2 protein-coding genes are annotated in these 1,406 nt (G+C 55.6%); both read right to left on the reverse strand.

Translation table 11 applies throughout. From position 1 onward, the window contains the following. Nucleotides 1–180 precede the first annotated feature (180 nt). A complete protein-coding gene (locus tag QPM17_RS23585) occupies nt 181–897 on the reverse strand; it encodes a nucleotidyl transferase AbiEii/AbiGii toxin family protein (RefSeq protein WP_285394183.1) in 717 nt (238 codons plus the stop codon). Next, entirely contained in the window at nt 894–1,106 is a 213-nt protein-coding gene (locus QPM17_RS23590) for a hypothetical protein (protein WP_285394184.1), read from the reverse strand. The genes QPM17_RS23585 and QPM17_RS23590 overlap by 4 nt, the downstream gene beginning before the upstream one ends. Between the last annotated feature and the right edge of the window lie 300 nt (nt 1,107–1,406).

Raw genomic sequence — 1,406 nt, forward strand, 5'->3', positions numbered from 1 at the left:
CAGGGCGAAAACGATGAGAAGGTCGGTGAACATGGCGCTCCGTTGCGTCAGATCGCAGGCGATGAAGGAGTATCGCACTCGACGAAGCGAAGCGTGAAGGGGGAGTGCCGGTGAGAAAGCGGCTGCTGGCGTTCCATCGAGAACAGAGCAGCCGTTTGCGAACCTCCGCCCTGGGATGGCCTAGGGCAAGCCGAGCTTACCGAGCCATGCGGGCGCTTGTGTGTAGATGAGTTCTTTGGCCAGGTTCTGTTCCATTTGAAGGGACGTTATCGCATGCTCGAGTGCAGCTTGTGGGTTGATCACCACGCGGCTTAGGGCGCTGTCTAACCCTTTCAGAATAACGCCTTCCCCATACTCCTCACAGGCAATCTCCCAAGCTGCCTCGGGTATTTCTCCCCATTCTCGGCGCATCATGCACAGATCCAAAATATCCTTTCTGTGATTCATGTAACGGTCGGCGTTAGCCGTCAGCTTCGTGGAAAAACATCCTTCTTTCCCAACGAAAGGAATGGGAAAGAGTTGAGACCGTGGATCTGCTTTGATCGCTTCGTTATTGAAGTGAATGATTTCAAGCTTGATGGGATGGCCTGGGCCTTCGAGAAGCGCTCGAATGGCATCTCTATCGGCTCGAATTTCACGGTCGTTAAGGAGAGCTAAGGTATGGCCTGGCCGCAAGAGAGAGCCGAAGCTTCGCGACGTGATGGCGGATCTGGCCGCTCGATAGGCGGATCGGCCAATACAGAAGAGATCGATATCGACTGATTCGCGAAATTCATGCAGCTCAAGAGCGATCCTGGTGCCACCGCCAAAGAGGATGTTGTGAGCGGCAAGAAAATCGGCATCAAAATGCGTGAGTAGCTGAATTACGGCGCGATGGTGTGCTCGGCGGTACGTCATGCTACCAGCATGTGCCCGTGACCATGGGTCTTCTTGAGCTCGAGGATCAACTGTCGCTCGTCATCCTCAAGACGCTCGTGATCAACGAAGCGCCAGCGCTCTTCATACAGCCGAAATGCGACGTCGGGCGCGACAAATGTCTCGGCCCGATCCCAAAGGATGAGATCAAGCTCAGGATACTTGCGTCGATCGATCAGTGTCGTTTCCATGGTTCAGCCGGTCGCCAAGCGTATCTTGCACGATTCTCTAAGGGTAATCGGCAGCACTGGCCGAGTCAAAGCAAGCACTGCCACGGCCGCATTGAGAGGCAGCGGGCCATCGAGACGATGCCAGGCTGGCTCTAATGCACTGAGACATCGAAGCCGACGATTTGCCGCTGATCGCGTGAAACTCGACGCCGATAAGATGGATGGGCTTGCCCGGGGCGGTACTTAGCAAGCGTGTCGTTGCGAGTTCATGCCTTCATCACGCTGTAGGGCGTTCCATGGCCTTCTCCAGCAGCGCCGGAT

This window comes from Marinobacter azerbaijanicus (assembly GCF_030250645.1).
Lineage (GTDB): Bacteria > Pseudomonadota > Gammaproteobacteria > Pseudomonadales > Oleiphilaceae > Marinobacter > Marinobacter azerbaijanicus.

Bases quoted from the DNA above. Each gene is read 5' to 3' on its own strand.
- QPM17_RS23590 (WP_285394184.1), bottom strand. From the start codon at position 1,106: ATGGAAACGACACTGATCGATCGACGCAAGTATCCTGAGCTTGATCTC.
- QPM17_RS23585 (WP_285394183.1), bottom strand. From the start codon at position 897: ATGACGTACCGCCGAGCACACCATCGCGCCGTAATTCAGCTACTCACG.